Here is a 14,053-nt window from a genome sequence, read left to right as displayed (position 1 = left end):
GCCGCGCGCCCGCAGCCACTCCGCCAGCGGCTCGCCCGAGCCCGACGCGCCCTCGAAACCCGAGTAGGCCGCGGCGCGCTCGCCCTTGGAGAACACCGCCTCCACCGCCGTGACGTCCAGCTCCGGGTGGAACGACGCCCCGGCCGTGCCCGCCACGCAGTGCACCGGCCACGAGTCGACGTAGTCGGGCTCCGCGCTGAAGTGGGGGCCGGGGTCCACGTGGTAGTCGCGGGTCGCCACGACGTGGTCGTAGGCGTTGTCCCTGACGTGCGACGAGATCGCCGCCGCGACTGCCGCGCCGCCCGTGACGGCCAGCGAGCCGCCCTCGCAGAAGTCGTTCTGCACGTCCACCACGATCAGCGCTTTGGTCATGTCCAACCCCTCACCGGAACGTCGTCGGGATCGCGGGCTCGCCGCGCGACAGCTTCAGACCCTCCCACGGCACGCTGACCAGCGCCGCGCGCAGCCGCTCCCGGCTCTGGGCCAGGGAGTCCAGGCCCTCGGCGCGGTCGCCCGCGCGCATCAGCGGCACCGGCAGCAGCCGGTCGTGCTCGCCCAGCTCCGGCTGCTCGCCGTGCGGGAACACGACCTCCTCCAGCGCGGTGCCGGTGTCCTTGTGCCTGCGCAGCGCGTTCTTGCGCCCGCCGCGCGACTCCTTGGAGGAGCTGCGCTTGGCCACCGGGCGGCCGTCCACCTCGACCAGCTTGTAGACCATGCCCGCGGTCGGCGCGCCGGAGCCGGTCACCAGCGACGTGCCCACCCCGTAGGCGTCCACCGGCTCGGCCCGCAGCGCGGCGATGGAGTACTCGTCCAGGTCGCCGGAGACCACGATCCGGGTGTTCTTCGCGCCCAGCGAGTCCAGCTGGTCGCGGGCCTGCCTGGCCAGCACGCCCAGGTCGCCCGAGTCGATCCGGATGGCGCCCAGCTCCGGGCCCGCCACCCGGATCGCGGTGTTGATGCCCTCGGTGATGTCGTAGGTGTCCACCAGCAGCGTGGTGCCCACGCCCAGCGCCTCGACCTGGTCGCGGAAGGCGTCCTCCTCGCTGTCGTGCAGCAGCGTGAAGGCGTGCGCGCAGGTGCCCGCGGTGGGGATGCCGTGCCGCCGCCCGGCCTCCAGGTTCGACGTGGCGGTGAACCCGGCCAGGTAGGCGGCGCGGGCCGAGGCGACCGCGGCCTCCTCGTGGGTGCGCCGCGAGCCCATCTCGATCATGCGGCGGCCGTTGGCCGCGCTCACCATCCGCGCCGCGGCCGAGGCGATCGCGCTGTCGTGGTTGAGGATGGACAGCGCCAGCGTCTCCAGCACCACGCCCACGGCGAAGGGGGCCCGCACGGACAGGATCGGCGAGCCGGGGAAGTACAGCTCGCCCTCGGGGTAGCCGTCCACGTCGCCGGTGAACCGGTAGTCCGCCAGCCAGGCCAGGGTGCGCTCGTCGACCACCCCGGTGCGCTCCAGCTGGGCCAGTTCCGCCTCGCCGAACCGGAAGGACTCGATGGCCTCCAGCAGCCGCCCGGTGCCCGCCACCACGCCGTACCGCCTGCCCTCGGGCAGCCTGCGGGCGAAGACCTCGAAGACGCAGTCCCGCTCCGCGGTGCCGTCGCGCAGCGCCGCGGCGAGCATGGTCAGCTCGTAGTGGTCGGTCAACAACGCCGTGGTCGACATGAGGGCAAAGCCTAGGCGCGCGCCACGCCGGATCACACGGGGTGCCCCTATGGGCTCCGCCACGAACCGGGACGTGACACCATTGGCGGTATGACCACGCCCGTCGAGCACGAGCGGACGCAGGTTGACCCGGTCGGCGAGGACGTCGCCTTCGAGGACCGGCCGTGGCAGACGCTGGTCTGGAACGACCCGGTGAACCTGATGTCCTACGTGACTTACGTGTTCCAGAAGCTGTTCGGGTACAGCCGGGACCACGCGACGAAGTTGATGCTGGACGTGCACCACAAGGGCAGGGCGATCGTGTCGTCCGGCTCGAAGGACAAGGTGGAGGCCGACGTGGCGAAGCTGCACGCGGCGGGCCTCTGGGCGACCATGCAGCGCTCGTCGTGAACAAGTGGAGCCGCAGGGGCGGCGCGGTGCTCGGCCGCTTCGACCGCCAGGAGGCCGCCGTGGTGCGCGGTCTGGTCAGCCAGGTCCAGGACATGCTCCGGGCGCGCGCCGAGGAGGCGCCGCAGGACGAGCTGGCGCAGCTGACCGGCATCCGCACCGGCCCGTCGACGCCGCCGGACGACCCGATCCTGAGCAGGCTGCTGCCGGACTTCCACCGGCTGGACCCGGACGCCCCGGACCCGGCCGAGGTCGACTCGGCGGCCGCGCTGCGCTCGCTGCACGAGCCCGAGCTGCTGGACCTCAAGACCGGCGTGGCGGGCGTGGTGCTGGCGACCTGCCCGCCCGACGGGGGCCAGGTGCGGCTGTCGCAGGAGCAGGCCGAGGCGTGGCTGGCGGCGCTCAACGACGTGCGGCTGGCCCTGGGCACGGCGCTGGACGTGCAGGAGGACATGCCCGACGAGCTGCCCCCCGACGACCCCCGCGCACCGCACCTGGGCGTCTACCACTGGCTGACCTGGGTGCAGGAGACGCTGGTCGAAGTGGTCATGGGGTGAAGTAGGCCCGCCCGCGCGTTCGACTCGCGCGCGGGCGGGTACACGAGGGCCATGTCGCGACTCATGAGGCTGATGAAGCGGATCGAGGAGAGCAAGGCCCTGGACCGCGCCGCGGGCGCGCTCGCCGAGCTGATCCCGCCCCAACTGCGGCAGCACCGCGTCACCGAGGTCCTCAAGGGCGAGCCGCTGGGGCACGCCGCGCACCCGGTGGTGGTGCTGCTGCCGGTCGGCCTGTACGCGGCCTCGGCCGTGCTGGACCTGATGCCCGGCGAGGGCCGGGCCGCCAAGACCATGATCGGCCTCGGCCTGGCCGTCACGCCCGCCGCCGTGGCCACCGGCCTGGCCGAGTACACCACCCTGGACGAGCCGCAGCGCCGCACCGCGGTGGCCCACCTGACCGCCAACACCGCCGCCGCCCTGTGCTACCTGACCTCCTACCGGCTGCGCAACCACGGCTTCGGCGTGGTCGCCAGGGCGGTGGGCTACGTCGGGATGTCCCTGATCGGCGCGGGCGGCTACCTGGGCGGCCACCTCACCTACCGGCAGCGGGCGGGCGTCGGCAGGTGGGACTTCTCACCGGGCGGGACGACTTCCGCCACCACGTAGGATGGCGGTGTGTTGGTGATTCGCCGTGACCTCGTGGACGCGATGGTGGCGCACGCCCGTCGCGACCACCCCGACGAGGCGTGCGGGATCATCGCGGGCCCCGAGGGCTCCGACCGTCCCGAGCGGTTCATCCCGATGGACAACGCGGAGCGCTCGCCGACCTTCTACCGGTTCGACGCCGCCGAGCAGTTCAAGGTGTGGCGCGAGATGGACCGCAACGACGAGGTGCCGGTCGTCGTCTACCACTCGCACACCGCCACCGAGGCGTACCCGTCGCGGACGGACGTGGCCTACGCGGGCGAGCCCGACGCGCACTACGTCCTGGTGTCCACCAGGGACCCGGAGCAGCACGAGCTGCGCTCCTACCGGATCGTGGACGGCGTCGTGACCGAAGAGCCGGTCGAGGTCGTCGAGTCGTACATGTTCGCCCACACCGGCTCGGACGACACGCCCGACTGTCCCTGACGCGCGTCCCGCCGCACAGCACATCCCGGTTCCTCGGAGGTTCCAGCATGGCCGTCACCGTCTCCATCCCCACGATCCTGCGCACCCACACGGGTGGGCAGAAGTCCGTCGAGGCCAAGGGCAGCACGCTCGCCGAGGTCATCGAGGACCTGGAGGCCAACCACGGTGGTCTGAAGGCGCGCCTGGTCAAGGAGGGCAGCCTGCACCGCTTCGTCAACGTCTACGTCAACGACGAGGACGTGCGCTTCGCGGGCGGCCTGGAGGCCGCGGTCAAGGACGGCGACACCGTGACGATCCTCCCGGCCGTCGCGGGCGGCTGATCCCCGGTGGCCCGCTACGAGTCCCTGCTCGACGCGGTCGGCGGCACGCCGCTGGTGGGGCTGCCCCGGCTGTCGCCGTCGCCGGACGTGCGGCTGTGGGCGAAGCTGGAGGACCGCAACCCCACCGGCTCGATCAAGGACCGCCCGGTCCTGGCGATGATCGAGGAGGCGGAGCGGTCCGGCGCGCTCACCCCCGGCTGCACGATCCTGGAGCCCACCTCGGGCAACACCGGCATCGCGCTGGCCATGGCGGCCAAGCTCAAGGGCTACGGCCTGGTCTGCGTCATGCCGGAGAACACCTCGGCGGAGCGCAAGCAGCTGCTGCAGGCCTACGGCGCGCGGATCGTGTTCTCCCCGGCCGCGGGCGGCTCCAACCAGGCCGTGGCGCGGGCCAAGGAGCTGGCCGAGCAGAACCCCGACTGGGTGATGCTCTACCAGTACGGCAACGCCGCCAACGCGGGCGCGCACTACTCCGGCACCGGTCCGGAGCTGCTCAAGGACCTGCCCACGATCACCCACTTCGTGGCGGGTCTGGGCACCACCGGCACGCTCGTGGGCACCGGCCGGTACCTGCGCGAGCACAAGCCCGACGTGCAGGTCGTCGCCGCCGAGCCGCGCTACGGCGAGCTGGTCTACGGGCTGCGCAACCTCGACGAGGGCTTCGTGCCCGAGCTGTACGACGAGACGGTGCTCACCGGCCGCTACTCGGTGGGCTCCTACGACGCGCTGCGCCGCACCCGGCAGCTGCTGGAGGTGGAGGGCATCTTCGCGGGCATCTCCACCGGCGCGATCCTGCACGCCGCGCTGGCGGTGGCGGAGAAGGCGGTGGCCAGGGGCGAGGCCGCGGACATCGCGTTCGTGGTGGCCGACGCGGGCTGGAAGTACCTGTCCACCGGCGCGTACGCCGGGACGCTGGACGAGGCGTCCGCGCGGCTCGACGGCCACCTCTGGGCGTGACACCCGTGCGGGGACGTCCCCGCACGGGTGCCCACCCGCCCAGCCCGTGAGATCAGCCCGCGAAGGCCGGACCCGCGAAGTCTCAGCCCGCGAAGGCGGTCGAGGGCATCCCGCTGCCCACGCCGGGCAGCACCAGCACCGACCCGGACAGCGGGCGCTCGGCCAGCGCGGCCTCGGACAACCCGGTGCGCGCGGTGGTCACGTACAGGTCGGTGAAGTCCTCGCCGCCGAAGCAGCACGCGGTCGGCTGGTCCACCGGCAGCTCGACCTCCAGGTCCAGCTCGCCCGCCGGCGTGTACCGGCGCACCGCGCCGCCGCCCCACAGCGCCACCCACACGCAGCCGTCGGCGTCCACGCACAGCCCGTCCGGCACGCCGCGGTCCACCTCGCACAGCGGGCGGCGGTTGACCGCCTGGCCGCTGTCGCGGTCGTAGTCCAGCACGTCGACCCGGCCCTGCGCGGAGTCGACGTAGTACATCAGCGAGCCGTCCGGGCTCCAGCCCAGGCCGTTGCTGACCGCGACCCGGTCCAGCACCACCTTGGCGTCGCCGTTGGGCTCCACGCGGGCCAGCCAGCCACCGCCGTCGGCCTGGTCGTAGCGGCTGGTGCCCGCCCACAGCCGCCCGGCCGGGTCCACCGCCGCGTCGTTGCCGCGCACCCCGTCGCGCGCCCAGTAGACCAGCCACGTCTTCGCGCCGTCGGGCTCGACCAGCGCCACGCCGTCGCGCAGGTTGAGCACCAGCCCGCCGCGCGAGCGCGGCTTGGCGGCGCCCACGTGCTGCGGCACCACCAGCACCGCGTCGTCGTCGCGGGCGGGCGCGTACCGGTGCACCTCGCTGGCCAGCACGTCCACCCAGAGCAGGGTCGCGCTGCTGTGGTCCCAGGTGGGGTCTTCACCCAGTTCGGCCTGCGCGCGCACGGCTACGTCGATCGACACCGGCACAGCCTAGTCGGGCTGCCCGGACGGGCAGCCCGCCGTGCGGGCGATGATCCGCTCCAGCGGGTCGCCCGCGGTCGCGAGCGCGGCCGACCCGAGCAGCGCACGCCGCGGACGCCCCGCGAGCAGGCCGGGCGCGTTAGCCTGGGGACGTGGACCCCACCGCCGTCCAGCCGTCCCAGCCGCCCAGGCCGCCCAAGGCCGCGGCCAAGCGGGTCATCCCGCCCAAGCCGGTCCTGTCGGCCGTGGTGGTGCTGGGCTTCGTTGCCCTGCTGTACGTGGTGGAGGCGCTGGACGCGGTCCTGCCGGGCAGCCTGGACGACGAGGGCGTGCGGCCGAGGGACTTCTCCGAGTGGGACAACCTGATCTGGTACCCGCTGCTGCACGGCGGCTGGGCGCACCTGACCGGCAACGCGGTCCCGCTGCTGGTGCTGGGCTTCCTCGCCTCCTCCGCGGGGATCAAGCAGTTCCTCCAGGTCACCGCGGTCATCTGGCTGACCAGCGGCCTCGGCGTGTGGGTGCTCGGCTCGCCGGGCAGCCACATCGGCGCCTCCGGGCTGGTGTTCGGCTTCCTGGTGTTCCTGCTGGTGCGCGGGCTGTTCGCGCGCAGCGCCTGGCAGATCGCGGTGGCCGTGCTGGTGTTCGCCGCCTACGGCGCGGCGCTGTGGGGCGTGCTGCCCGGCCAGCCGGGCGTGTCCTGGGAGGGCCACCTGTTCGGCGCGCTGGGCGGGGTGCTGGCCGCCTGGGGCGTGGCCCGCGACGCGCGAACTGGTCGGCGCGGGTGAACGCCGACGCGCCGATCGGCGTCTTCGACTCCGGGGTGGGCGGGCTGACCGTCGCGCGGGCGATCATGGACCAGCTGCCCGAGGAGAGCATCCACTACGTGGGCGACACGGCCAACGGGCCGTACGGGCCGCTGCCGATCGCCCGCGTGCGCGAGCACGCGCTGGCGGTGGCCGACCGGCTGGTCGCCGACGGGGTGAAGATGCTCGTCATCGCGTGCAACACCGCGTCCGCGGCGTGCCTGCGCGACGCCCGCGAGCGCTACGACGTGCCCGTGGTCGAGGTGGTGCTGCCCGCCGTGCGCCGGGCGGTGGCCACCACCCGCACCGGGCGCGTGGGCGTGATCGGCACGCAGAGCACCATCACCTCCGGCGCGTACCAGGACTCGTTCGCCGCGGCGCGGGATGTCGAGGTGACCGCGGTGGCCTGCCCCCGGTTCGTGGACTTCGTCGAGCGCGGCACCACCTCCGGCAGGCAGGTGCTCGGCCTGGCCCAGGCCTACCTGGAGCCGCTGCAGCGCGCCGAGGTGGACACGCTGGTGCTCGGCTGCACCCACTACCCGCTGCTGACGGGCGTGCTGCAGATCGTCATGGGAGAGGCGGTGACGCTGGTGTCCAGCGCCGAGGAGACGGTCAAGGACGTGGTGCGCGTGCTCACCGAGCGCGACTTGTTCCGCACGGGCAGTCCCGAGCGCCGGTTCGAGTGCACCGGCGACCCCGAACCCTTCACCCGGCTGGCGCGGCGATTCCTCCCCCAGCTGGAAAATCGCGTCTTCCACGGCCACTGATGAGCCGGCACGCTCCACAAGTGCTGTTGACCATCCTCGGCTGCTCGGGCAGCGTGCCGGGACCGGACGCCCCCTCGTCCGGCTACCTGGTGGAGGCGGACGGCTTCTGCCTCGCCGTCGACTTCGGCAGCGGCGTGCTGGCCGCCCTGCAGGCCCACCGCGACCCGTTCGAGCTGGGCGCCCTGCTGTTCTCCCACCTGCACCCGGACCACTGCAGCGACTTCCCCGGTCTGTTCGTGCTGCGCCGCTACCACCCGAACCCGCCCTACGACCCGACCGGGCGCAAGCTGCCGGTGCACGCCCCCGGCGAGGCGCCGGACCGGTTCGCCAGGGCCTACGCGGAGAGCGCGGAGGAACTGGCCCGCGTCGACCTGGCCGAGGTCTTCCAGTTCCACGCGCTGGCCGAGCGGACCACCCGGATAGGCCCCTTCGAGGTCACCGCGGCGCGGGTGGCGCACCCCTGCGAGGCCTACGCGTTCCGGATCGCCACCGGGACGGCCTCCCTGGTCTACACCGGCGACACCGGGCCGTGCGACGCGCTGCCGGAGCTGGCCTGCGGCGTGGACCTGCTGCTGTCCGAGGCCACCTGGCAGCACGCCGACGAGCGCCCGCCCGACCTGCACCTGTCCGGCAGGCAGGCGGGCCAACTGGCCCGGCAGGCGGGCGTGGGCAAACTCCTGCTGACCCACATCGCCCCCTGGACCGACCCCCACGTCGTGCTCGCCGAGGCGCGCGAGGAGTTCGACGGCCCCGTCGAACTGGCCCGCCGCGGCGGGAACTACCCGATCGGAGCCGACTAGATGGCCGACATCGAGGTGCGCCACACCGGTCAGCACAGCTTCGAGGCGACCAACGACCGCGGCGCGTCGGTGCGCATCGGCCGCAAGGACCAGCCCGGCTCGTTCTCCCCGGTCGAGCTGCTGCTGGCCGCCGCGGCGGGCTGCGCGGCGGTCACCGCGGAGACGCTGATCACCAGGCGGGTCGGCGACGGCTTCACCGCCCGCGCCGGCGACGTGCGCCCCGAGGGCGCGCACCAGCTCGACGAGGTGCCGGTGACCCTGGACTACGACCTGTCGGCGCTGGACGAGGACCAGCGCGCCACCCTGGAGACCGCCGTGCGGCGAGCCGTGGAGCAGCTGTGCACGGTCACCAGGACCCTGAAGAAGGCCACCCCCGCCCCCCTCCACCTCCCCGCGTCGGCAAGTACCACCCGCCACCCGCCCGAGGGCCGGTAACCACTACCCGCCCCCGCCCGGACGCCTGGGCGTCAGCTGGTGCCCACCCCGTCGTAGACGGCGGTGGAACCGCTGTGGCCGATGCGGACCGTCTGCACGGTCGCCGCCGCGCCCGCGGCGACCACCAGCACCGACAGCACGACCGCGGCGCGCCGCCACGTCCTGGGCACCTCGGTGCCGTCCTCCGCCGAGGCGGTCCGCTCCCGGTCGGCCAGGCGGTCCGCCACCAGCAGCGCCACCACGGCCACCCCGAAGCCCAGCGCGAAGGGCAGCAGGTCGTTGCCCAGCTCGGCGTGCCGCTGGATCAGCGGGTTCTCCAGGGCGGCCAGGCGGGCGTAGAGCTGGTCACCCGCCGCCTGGGCCGCCGGGACCGCGCCCACGCCCAGCAGCGTCAGGCCCAGCAGGGGCCAGGCGTAGCGCTGCCGCCATCGCGGGACCAGCGCCACCGCGGTCGCGCCCACCGCGGACAGCGGCAGCAGCACCACGACGGCGTGGACGAGCAGCGGGTGCGCCGGAAGACCGAAGACGGTCACCAGGTCGTCTGCGAGTGCCATGCCTCTCCCTACGCCGGTGGGCCGTGCCCTGGTTCAGCGCCTTAGGGTAGTGGCGTGCTGAGGAGCGATGGCAGGAACGACGACGTACTGCGCGAAATCCGGATCACACGGGGCTTCCAGCAGTGGCCCGCGGGGTCGGTGCTGATCGAGTTCGGCAACACCAGGGTGCTGTGCGCGGCCAGCGTGACCGAGGGCGTGCCCCGGTGGCGCTCCGGGTCGGGGCTGGGCTGGGTGACCGCGGAGTACGCGATGCTCCCGTCGGCCACGCACACCCGCAGCGACCGCGAGTCGGTCAAGGGCCGCATCGGCGGCCGGACGCACGAGATCAGCAGGCTCATCGGCCGCTCGCTGCGGGCGTGCATCGACCTGGCCGCGCTGGGCGAGAACACCATCGTCATCGACTGCGACGTCATCCAGGCCGACGGCGGCACCCGCACCGCGGCCATCACCGGCGCCTACGTGGCGCTGGCGGACGCGGTGACGTGGCTGGCGGCGGCCGGGCGGCTGGCCGACCCGCAGCCGCTGTCGTGCGCGGTGTCGGCGGTGTCGGTGGGCGTGGTGGACGGCCGCGTGCGCCTGGACCTGCCCTACGAGGAGGACTCGCGCGCCGAGGTCGACATGAACGTGGTGGCCACCGACGCGGGCACGCTGATCGAGGTGCAGGGCACCGGCGAGGGCGCCACCTTCGCGCGCTCCACCCTGGACAAGATGCTGGACCTGGCACTGGCCGGGTGCGCCGAGCTCAACCGCCTCCAGGCCGAGGCGCTCGCCCAGCCCTACCCCGGTGTGCTGCCCGAACCCAAGCCGAGGAAGTCCAAGTGAAGCTGCTGCTCGCGTCCCGCAACGCCAAGAAGCTCGGCGAGCTGCGCCGCATCGTCGCCGCCGAGGGGTTCTCCGTCCTGGGGCTGGACGACGTGCCCGCGTTCCCCGAGGCCCCGGAGACCGAGCCGACCTTCGAGGGCAACGCGCTGGCCAAAGCCCGCGACGCCTTCGCCGCCACCGGGCTGCCCTCGGTGGCCGACGACTCGGGCATCTCCATCGACGCGCTGAACGGGATGCCGGGGGTGCTGTCCGCCCGCTGGTCCGGGGCGCACGGCAACGATCAGGCCAACCTGGAGCTGGTGCTGGGGCAGCTGCGGGACGTGCCCGACGAGCGGCGCGGCGCGGCGTTCGTGTGCGCGGCGGCGTTCGCCGGGCCCGGCGGCGAGACCGTGGTCCGGGGGGAGTGGCGTGGGAGGATCATCCGCGAACCCCGTGGGGAGAACGGGTTCGGCTACGACCCGATCTTCGTGCCGGAGGGGTACGAGGTGACCTCGGCCGAGCTGTCGGCGGAGGAGAAGGACAAGCTGTCCCACCGGGGACGTGCCCTGCGCCTGCTGCTGCCCCACCTGCGGGAGCTGGCTCAGTAGTACTTGACCTCCACTCGTGGGTCGAGTTCGTCCAGGCCGATGTGCTGATCCGAATCCGACAGGGCGAGGGTGCGCAGGGGCATGTCCCGCAGCGGCCGGAGGTCGATCGGGCGGTCATCGGACCACTGGTACAGCTGCAACTCGCGCAGGGCGGTGAGACCGGTGATCATCCGCAAGTCGCCGGTCGACGGTCCGATCAGCGTCAGTTCGGTGAGGTGGCGGATGTGCGGCGCGATGTCCGCCAGCAGGTGCGCCGGTACGCGTGAGCTGAGCGCGAGCCAGGTGAGGTTCGGCAACCGCTCCAGAACATCGCAGTGGCGCAGCACATCCGCCTGGTTGATGACCAGCGTCTTCAGCTTCCGGTGGGCTTTCAGCGGCCGGAGGTCCACTTCGCCGCGCAGGTGCACGAAGAGTTCGATGAGATGATCGACACCGGTGAGGAACGCGAGGTCTGCCTGAGGCTCCTCCATGCCGAGGTCGATCGTGACCCGTTCGAGCCTGCGCAACACGGACAGGTACTCGATGTGGGACGACTTCCTGATCATGATCCCGCCGTTGCGCAGCGGTGCGTCGGCCAGCACCTCGTGCGCGTAGCGCTTCGGCTCGAAGTACTCCCACGCCTCCTCCAACTGGCGCTGGACGGCCAAGCGACCATCTGGGGCGTAGCGGGCCAGGCGGGGGATGGCGTCCGCGTCCCCGGTGAGGGCGACCGCCCGGACCGTGGCCGCCGCTGCCGCCTCGGACAACCCGTCCAGCGTCTCGGGCAGGTAGTGCAGCACCCGTCGGCCCACGGAGGCCAGGGAGCGGGTCTCCTTGATACTCCTGGGTGGCACCAGGTGCTCGCGGATCACGCGGTCGACGCGCTCGTGCACCTCCGGGTCCACGTCGGTCACCGTCTCCAGGCAGGCCGCGGCGAGCAGGCGCAGCTTCCGCGCCCGCTTGGGCTCCGAGTCGGCCTGGTCGAGGACCTGGGTCAGCAACTCCTTGGTCTGCGAACGTTTTCCGTGCCCGCACGCCATGACGACGGTCTCCCGCCAGGTGTCCAGGTGCGCGTTGCGGACCAGCGTCTCGACCCGGTCCTCCTCGGTCGCCTCACTGGCCGCCAGGTACTCCTGGAACGTCCGGTGCACGAAGTCCACCCGCCCCGGCACCGGCTCCCGCAGCACCCCGCTGCGCTCCAGCAGGTGAGCCAGGATCGCCTCCGGTGACCCGCTCACGTTCGGCATGGACTTGAGCTTGCGCGCCACGAACCCGGTCACCCGTGCCAGCGGGAACTCGCTGCGGCCCGCCTCGGTCAGCCGCCACGCCAAGTCGCGCAGCAGCACCGTCTTCTCGCCGCCGGTCAGCATCCCGGCGATCCGCCGCTCGGCGTCGCGCAGGTCCAGCAGCATCGTCAGCGCCGCCCGGTACAGGTCCATCCTGCTCTGCGGCAGGTCCGACGTCCGCCCCAGGTTCAACGCGCACAGCATCGCGCACAGCAGCGGACTCGCCGCCAGCGCCCGCAGGTGCGGCCGGTTGTCCAACTGCCGCAACAGCCCGCGCTCCGCCTCGGGCAGGTCCTCGGGCGCGCAGGGCAGGGACTCGGCGTCCCGCGCGGCCTCGTGCCAGCGCTGGAGGAACACCCGCACGTCGCCGGGCGTCATCTGCTCCAGCAGCACCGAGCCGAAGCCCTCGTGCTCCAACCACCGCTGGTCCGCCGCCGCAGGCCGGGAGGTGACCACGACGCGGGCGTCCGGGAACGCGGTGACCAGCTCGCGCAGCCACTCCCGGACGAACCTGCGCCGGTGCGCGGGCACCTCGTCCACGCCGTCCACCAGGACCAACGCGCGGCCGGAGCGCAGCACCCGGTGCACCCAGCCGTCCGGCATGAGCCCGACCAGCCAGCTCGCCGCGTGGTCGAGGAACTGCTCGGGGCGCGGCAGGTCCGAGTCGGCGTAGCGGCGCAACCGGACCACCAGCGGCACGCAGCCGTTCCACGACTTCAACTGGTCGGTGAACGCCTCGCGCGCGGCCGTGATGGCCAGCCAGTCGAGCAGGGTCGTCTTGCCGGAACCGGCCTCACCGCGGACCAGCGTCCGGCAGGCGTTGCCGATCGCCGCCTCGACCCGGAGGGAACCGCCGCGGTCGACGCCGAACCAGCGGTCCACCGGCGAGGTGCGGGTGTCGCCGCCGGTGACGCTCAGGCTCAGGTACGCCACGCTCAACGCCAGCTTGGGGCGGTCGCGCATGGTCAGGCCGAGCAGTTCCAGCCGGTCCAGCGCACTCGCGAGGTAGCGCAGGTACTCGTCGCGGAAGTCGTCGTCAGTGCCGCGCGGCGCGTGCAGGCTGGTGCGGGGCAGCCTGGCCAGCACTTCGTCCAGCGCGGCGGTCTGCGCGCTCGCCCGGCTCAGCACCTCGGCCAGCGCGCGCGGCTGGAACGCGGGCAGGTGCCGGATGACCTGCACCAGGTACCGGCACGCCTGGTCCAGCGCCACGTCGTAGAGGCGGGTGGCCAGGTCGGACAGGCCCGCTTCGCGGCGGACGGACGCGCGGACCTGGCGGGCCAGGGCTTCCGGGTCGGCGTCGGCGGCCAGCAGCGCCTCGTCGGACAGGTCCAGCGAGCCCAGCGCGTCCACCACGGCGTCCAGGGCCGCGGTGACCTCGTTCGGCGGCAGCGCGTCGAACTTCGCGGCCAGCAGCGGTTCGAGCTGGTCGCCGACCTGGTGGCCGATGCCCCGCACGAGGTGGTCCAGCCGGTCCCGCTGGCGCGTCGAGGACAGCTCCTCGGCGGCCAGCTCGGCCAGCGACGCGGTGCGCTGCTCGGCCTTGCGGCGGCGCTCCAGCCACGACTTGGCCGCGTGCTGCGCGACGGCCTGGCCGAGCTTGCCCGCGACGGCCTCTAAACCGGTGATGGCGGCCTCCCGGTGATCAGGCGGGCAGTTCGCGCAGCAGCTTGGCGACGTGGCCGGTGGCGCGCACGTTGTACATCGCCTTGGCGATCTTGCCCTGCGGGTCGACCAGGAACGTGGAGCGGATCACGCCCTGCACGACGCGGCCGTAGTTCTTCTTCTCGCCGAACGCGCCCCACTCGGTCAGCACCTCGCGGTCCACGTCGGACAGCAGCGGGAAGCGCAGCCCCTCGGCCTCGGCGAACTTCGCCAGCTTCTCCGGCTTGTCCGGCGAGATGCCGATGACCTCGTAGCCGGAGCCCGCCAGGTCGGCCAGGTTCTCCTGGAAGTCGCACGCCTGCTTGGTGCAGCCCGGCGTGCCCGCCGCCGGGTAGAAGTAGACGACCACGGAACGGCCGAGGTAGTCCGACAGCGAGACCGGCTTGCCCTCGCTGTCGGGCAGGGTGAACGCGGGGGCCTGGTCGCCGGGGGAGAGGCGGTTCTGCTCGGTCATGGCGGCAGACGCTAC

18 protein-coding genes are annotated in these 14,053 nt (G+C 73.1%); 12 read left to right on the top strand and 6 right to left on the bottom strand.

What is annotated here, in order from left to right:
* Window positions 1-372 (bottom strand): isochorismatase family protein (locus tag IEZ00_RS36350; RefSeq protein WP_229795212.1); only part of this gene is annotated, 372 nt, incomplete at its 3' end.
* Window positions 373-382: 10 nt separating this feature from the next.
* Window positions 383-1,660, bottom strand: a complete 1,278-nt coding sequence (locus IEZ00_RS07510) for a nicotinate phosphoribosyltransferase (protein WP_189222333.1) — start codon at window positions 1,658-1,660, stop codon at window positions 383-385.
* 90 nt (window positions 1,661-1,750) lie between these two features.
* Here IEZ00_RS07510 and clpS point away from each other — a divergent pair, with 90 nt between their 5' ends.
* Genes clpS through IEZ00_RS07480 form a run of 6 tightly spaced genes read left to right on the top strand, consistent with a single transcriptional unit; the run spans window position 1,751 to window position 4,952 of the window.
* Window positions 1,751-2,050: an ATP-dependent Clp protease adapter ClpS gene (gene clpS, locus IEZ00_RS07505; protein WP_189222331.1), complete on the top strand. Its 300-nt coding sequence runs from the start codon at window positions 1,751-1,753 to the stop codon at window positions 2,048-2,050.
* Entirely contained in the window at window positions 2,047-2,604 is a 558-nt protein-coding gene (locus tag IEZ00_RS07500) for a DUF2017 domain-containing protein (RefSeq protein ID WP_189222329.1), read from the top strand. The genes clpS and IEZ00_RS07500 overlap by 4 nt, the downstream gene beginning before the upstream one ends.
* Before the next feature lie 51 nt (window positions 2,605-2,655).
* Window positions 2,656-3,210, top strand: coding sequence for a DUF2231 domain-containing protein (locus IEZ00_RS07495; protein ID WP_189222327.1), 555 nt, complete (start codon window positions 2,656-2,658; stop codon window positions 3,208-3,210).
* A gap of 9 nt (window positions 3,211-3,219) precedes the next feature.
* Window positions 3,220-3,675 (top strand): M67 family metallopeptidase, encoded by a 456-nt coding sequence (locus IEZ00_RS07490; protein WP_268248665.1) that lies wholly within the window; start codon window positions 3,220-3,222, stop codon window positions 3,673-3,675.
* Between the two features lie 47 nt (window positions 3,676-3,722).
* The gene (locus IEZ00_RS07485) at window positions 3,723-3,995 is read left to right on the top strand and encodes a MoaD/ThiS family protein (RefSeq protein ID WP_189222325.1); all 273 of its coding nucleotides are present in this window, start codon (window positions 3,723-3,725) and stop codon (window positions 3,993-3,995) included.
* A gap of 6 nt (window positions 3,996-4,001) precedes the next feature.
* Complete coding sequence (locus IEZ00_RS07480) at window positions 4,002-4,952, top strand: PLP-dependent cysteine synthase family protein (RefSeq protein WP_189222323.1); 951 nt, start codon at window positions 4,002-4,004, stop codon at window positions 4,950-4,952.
* 82 nt (window positions 4,953-5,034) lie between these two features.
* On the opposite strand, the gene IEZ00_RS07475 is transcribed toward IEZ00_RS07480, so the two are convergent.
* Complete coding sequence (locus IEZ00_RS07475) at window positions 5,035-5,889, bottom strand: SMP-30/gluconolactonase/LRE family protein (RefSeq protein WP_306344659.1); 855 nt, start codon at window positions 5,887-5,889, stop codon at window positions 5,035-5,037.
* 152 nt (window positions 5,890-6,041) lie between these two features.
* On the opposite strand from IEZ00_RS07475, the gene IEZ00_RS07470 reads away from it, so the two are divergent.
* The 4 genes from IEZ00_RS07470 to IEZ00_RS07455 are packed head-to-tail and all read left to right on the top strand — an operon-like array spanning window position 6,042 to window position 8,694.
* Window positions 6,042-6,674: a rhomboid family intramembrane serine protease gene (locus IEZ00_RS07470; protein ID WP_189222320.1), complete on the top strand. Its 633-nt coding sequence runs from the start codon at window positions 6,042-6,044 to the stop codon at window positions 6,672-6,674.
* The gene (gene murI / locus IEZ00_RS07465; protein WP_189222319.1) at window positions 6,671-7,459 is read left to right on the top strand and encodes a glutamate racemase; all 789 of its coding nucleotides are present in this window, start codon (window positions 6,671-6,673) and stop codon (window positions 7,457-7,459) included. The genes IEZ00_RS07470 and murI overlap by 4 nt, the downstream gene beginning before the upstream one ends.
* Before the next feature lie 20 nt (window positions 7,460-7,479).
* Complete coding sequence (locus tag IEZ00_RS07460) at window positions 7,480-8,259, top strand: MBL fold metallo-hydrolase (protein WP_189222317.1); 780 nt, start codon at window positions 7,480-7,482, stop codon at window positions 8,257-8,259.
* The gene (locus IEZ00_RS07455) at window positions 8,260-8,694 is read left to right on the top strand and encodes an OsmC family protein (protein ID WP_189222315.1); all 435 of its coding nucleotides are present in this window, start codon (window positions 8,260-8,262) and stop codon (window positions 8,692-8,694) included.
* Between the two features lie 32 nt (window positions 8,695-8,726).
* Here IEZ00_RS07455 and IEZ00_RS07450 read toward each other — a convergent pair whose 3' ends face one another.
* Complete coding sequence (locus IEZ00_RS07450; RefSeq protein ID WP_189222313.1) at window positions 8,727-9,248, bottom strand: DUF2231 domain-containing protein; 522 nt, start codon at window positions 9,246-9,248, stop codon at window positions 8,727-8,729.
* Between the two features lie 54 nt (window positions 9,249-9,302).
* Between IEZ00_RS07450 and rph the strand changes: the two genes are divergently transcribed.
* On the top strand, window positions 9,303-10,070 hold the full coding sequence (gene rph / locus IEZ00_RS07445) for a ribonuclease PH (protein WP_189222311.1): 768 nt from the start codon (window positions 9,303-9,305) through the stop codon (window positions 10,068-10,070).
* Window positions 10,067-10,657 carry an RdgB/HAM1 family non-canonical purine NTP pyrophosphatase gene (gene rdgB / locus IEZ00_RS07440; RefSeq protein WP_189222309.1) on the top strand — a complete coding sequence of 197 codons (591 nt, stop codon included), beginning with the start codon at window positions 10,067-10,069 and terminating at the stop codon, window positions 10,655-10,657. The genes rph and rdgB overlap by 4 nt, the downstream gene beginning before the upstream one ends.
* Here the strand turns inward: rdgB and IEZ00_RS07435 are convergent.
* Both IEZ00_RS07435 and bcp read right to left on the bottom strand, forming a co-directional pair.
* Entirely contained in the window at window positions 10,651-13,548 is a 2,898-nt protein-coding gene (locus tag IEZ00_RS07435) for an NACHT domain-containing protein (RefSeq protein WP_373293089.1), read from the bottom strand. The two genes, rdgB and IEZ00_RS07435, sit on opposite strands and share 7 nt — an antisense overlap.
* Before the next feature lie 16 nt (window positions 13,549-13,564).
* A complete protein-coding gene (bcp, locus tag IEZ00_RS07430; RefSeq protein ID WP_189222306.1) occupies window positions 13,565-14,038 on the bottom strand; it encodes a thioredoxin-dependent thiol peroxidase in 474 nt (157 codons plus the stop codon).
* Window positions 14,039-14,053: the final 15 nt, after the last annotated feature.

It is taken from the genome of Saccharothrix coeruleofusca, from assembly GCF_014648515.1.
Taxonomy (GTDB): domain Bacteria; phylum Actinomycetota; class Actinomycetes; order Mycobacteriales; family Pseudonocardiaceae; genus Actinosynnema; species Actinosynnema coeruleofuscum.
This window is presented reverse-complemented; position numbering and strand designations above follow the sequence as displayed.